The organism is Mesorhizobium sp. M7A.F.Ca.CA.001.08.2.1 (genome assembly GCF_003998455.1).
GTDB lineage: Bacteria > Pseudomonadota > Alphaproteobacteria > Rhizobiales > Rhizobiaceae > Mesorhizobium > Mesorhizobium ciceri.
Window position 1 is genome coordinate 1 of sequence record NZ_RZPW01000634.1, and the last position, 3,725, is coordinate 3,725.

Below are 3,725 nucleotides of genomic sequence, written 5' to 3' on the forward strand. Positions count from 1 at the left end.
GCGCAGCATTCCCGTACCAAGGTGCTGAGCCATTCGCTCAAGGTCGAGCCGGCGAACCACTTCGTCAATCTGCAGCAGGATCCTTACGGCAATTTCCTCGCCCGCTTCGTCTTTCCGGAGCCAGTGACGGAGTTGAAGATCGAGGTTGACCTCGTCGCCGACATGACGGTCTATAATCCGTTCGATTTCTTCGTCGAGCCGTCGGCCGAGGCGTTTCCGTTCGAGTATCCGGAAGAGATACGCGACGATCTCGCCATCTATCGCACTCCGGAGCCGGCGGGACCGCTGCTGTCGGCGCTGCTGAAGACCATCGATCGCAGCGCTGCCAACACCGTCAATTTCCTGGTCGATCTCAACGCGCGGCTGCAGCGCGAGATCGCCTATATCGTGCGCATGGAAACCGGTGTGTTCTCGCCGGAAGAGACCTTGGCCGCGAAAAAGGGATCGTGCCGGGATTCGAGCTGGCTGCTGGTGCAGATCCTGCGCAATCTCGGCATCGCGGCGCGCTTCGTTTCCGGCTATCTGGTCCAGTTGAAGCCCGATCTGGTGGCGCTGGACGGTCCAGCCGGAACCGCCGTCGACTTCACCGATCTGCATGCGTGGTGCGAGGTCTATCTTCCCGGCGCCGGCTGGATCGGCTTCGATCCGACCTCGGGCCTGCTCACCGGCGAGAGCCATGTGCCGCTGGCCGCCACGCCGCATTTCCGCAACGCGGCCCCGATTTCCGGCATGGCGAGCTTCGCCAATGTCGAATTCGGCTTCGAGATGCGGGTCGACCGCATCGCCGAACATCCGCGCATCACCAAGCCATTTTCGGACGAAAGCTGGCAGGCGCTCGACGCTCTGGGCAACAAGGTCGATAAAGCACTTGCCGCCGGCGACGTGCGGCTGACGATGGGCGGCGAGCCGACTTTCGTGTCGATCGACGATTTCGAGTCGGCCGAATGGAACACCGCCGCCGTCGGTCCCACCAAGCGCGAAAAGGCGGACGAACTGATCCGTAAACTGCGCGAGCGCTTTGCGCCGGGCGGCTTTCTCCATTACGGCCAGGGCAAATGGTACCCGGGCGAAAGCCTGCCGCGCTGGACCTTTTCGCTCTACTGGCGTGCCGACGGCCAGCCGGTGTGGAGCGATCCGTCGCTGATCGCACGCGAAAAGAGCGAGGCCGATATCGGCCCGAAGCAGGCCGAAAGCCTGCTCACCGCGATTGCCGGCGAGCTCGGCATCGACAAAGCCATGGTCAGCGAAGCCTATGAGGATCCGGCCGAATGGCTGCTCAAGGAAGGCAAGCTGCCCGACAATGTCGATCCGTCCAACTCCAGGCTGGAGGATCCGGAAGAACGCAGCCGCATGGCGAAAGTGTTCGAGCGCGGGCTGACCAAACCGTCCGGCTATGTGCTCCCCGTCCAGCGCTGGAACAGCCAGGCATCGGATCCGCGCTGGCGTTCGGAAAAATGGAAGACGCGGCGTGGCCGGCTGTTCCTGGTGCCAGGCGATTCACCGGTCGGCTACCGGCTGCCGCTCGGCACGTTGCCCTATGTGCCGCCGGAGCAATTCCCTTATATCGTGCCGGTCGATCCATCACTGCCACGCGGCCCGCTGCCCGCGCGTGAAGCCATACTGGCCGGACCGGCTCCAGCCGAACTGGAAGGCGCCGACGAGATGGCGCGCCGCCAGCAGGCGGCATCGTTCACCGCTGCGACCGGCCAGCAGGAGCGGGTCGAGCAGGAGATCACCGAGATCGGCGGCGCGGTGCGCACCGCACTTTCGGTCGAGCCGCGCGATGGCCGGCTTTGCGTGTTCATGCCGCCGGTCGAGGCGCTGGAAGACTATCTCGAACTGGTCGCGGCGGCCGAGAACGCGGCGAAGGCGATAGGCCTTCCCGTGCACATCGAAGGCTATGGCCCGCCGCACGATCCGCGCCTCAACGTCATCCGCGTCGCGCCTGACCCAGGCGTCATCGAGGTCAACATCCATCCTGCTTCCAACTGGCAGGATTGCGTGGCGACGACGACGGCGATCTACGAGGAGGCGCGGCAGACACGGCTTGGCGCAGACAAGTTCATGATCGATGGCCGCCACACCGGCACCGGCGGCGGCAACCATGTCGTGGTCGGCGGTGCGACACCCAATGACAGCCCGTTCCTGCGAAGGCCGGACCTGCTGAAGAGCCTGGTGCTGCAATGGCAGCGCCATCCGTCGCTGTCCTACCTGTTCTCCGGCCTGTTCATCGGGCCGACCAGCCAGGCGCCACGCTTCGACGAAGCGCGTCACGACTCGCTCTACGAGCTTGAGATCGCTATGGCGCAGGTGCCGCATCCAGACCAGGGCAACGCACCCTTGCCATGGCTGGTCGACCGGCTGTTCCGCAATTTGTTGACCGACGTCACCGGGAATACGCATCGTTCGGAAATCTGCATCGACAAGCTGTTCTCGCCCGACGGACCGACCGGCCGGCTGGGGCTGGTCGAATTCCGCGGCTTCGAGATGCCGCCCAATGCGCGCATGAGCCTCGCGCAGCAACTTTTGGTCCGCGCCATCATTGCCCGTGCCTGGAAGAGCCCGCTCGACGGCCGTTTCGTGCGTTGGGGCACATCGCTGCATGACCGCTTCATGCTGCCGCATCATGTCTGGGCCGATTTCCTCGACGTGCTCGACGACCTCAAGCTCAACGATTTTGAGTTCCGTCCCGAATGGTTCGACGCCCAGCTCGAATTCCGCTTCCCGTTCTGCGGCGAGGTTCAGCATGCCGGCATCAAGCTGGAACTGCGCCAGGCGCTGGAGCCGTGGCATGTGATGGGCGAGCAAGGCGCGATCGGCGGCACCGTGCGCTTCGTCGATTCCTCGGTCGAACGGCTGCAGGTCAAGACCGAAGGGCTGAACCCGGAGCGCCACGCAGTCGTCTGCAACGGCCGCATCGTGCCGATGAAGGTCACTGACAATCGCGAAGTGGCGGTGGCAGGCGTGCGCTTCAAGGCCTGGCAGCCGGCATCGGGCCTGCATCCGGCGCTGCCCGTCAACACGCCGCTGGTCTTCGACATCTATGACCGATGGTCGGGCCGTGCGGTCGGCGGCTGCGTCTACCATGTCGCCCATCCCGGCGGGCGCAATTACGACACCTTTCCGGTCAATGGCAACGAGGCGGAAGCCCGGCGGCTCGCCCGCTTCGAACCGCGTGGCCATACGCCATCCGCCTATGTGATCCGTGAAGAACAACCGGCGGAAGATTTCCCGATGACCCTTGACCTTCGGCGGCCGGCAAGACTCTGATCAGCAATGGCAAAGGGGAATCACAAGAGGGGACGCGGCAAGCCGCAGACCCACAGCCTGCTGGAGCACTACCAGCCCATAGACGGCGTCGTCGACGAGATGGTCGATACATCGGGCAATCCTCGCCCGGCCTGGAAGCATTTTGTCGAGGCGCTCGAGGAACTCGGTGCTGAAAAGCTCGGCCAGCGCTTTGCCCGCGCCGACCAGTATCTGCGCGATGCCGGCGTTTATTACCGCGTCTATGACAAGGCCGGCGCCAACGAACGCGAATGGCCGCTGGCGCATGTCCCGGTTCTCATCGAAGAGAGCGAGTGGGCGGCGATCAGCGCCGGCCTCGTGCAGCGCGCCGAACTGTTCGAGGAAACCATCGCCGATATATACGGGCCGAACCGGCTGGTCGAAAAAGGCATCCTGCCGGCGGGATTGATCGCCGCCAGCCCCGAATATTTGCGGCC

The 3,725-nt window shown here is 64.3% G+C and carries 2 protein-coding genes; both read left to right on the top strand.

Annotated elements, in window-relative coordinates:
* On the top strand, nucleotides 1–3,270 hold a 3,270-nt coding region (locus EN914_RS27925), incomplete at its 5' end, for a DUF2126 domain-containing protein (RefSeq protein ID WP_164778968.1).
* 6 nt (nucleotides 3,271–3,276) lie between these two features.
* Nucleotides 3,277–3,725, top strand: a 449-nt coding sequence (locus EN914_RS27930; RefSeq protein ID WP_206527253.1) for a circularly permuted type 2 ATP-grasp protein, incomplete at its 3' end; no start/stop codon positions are given.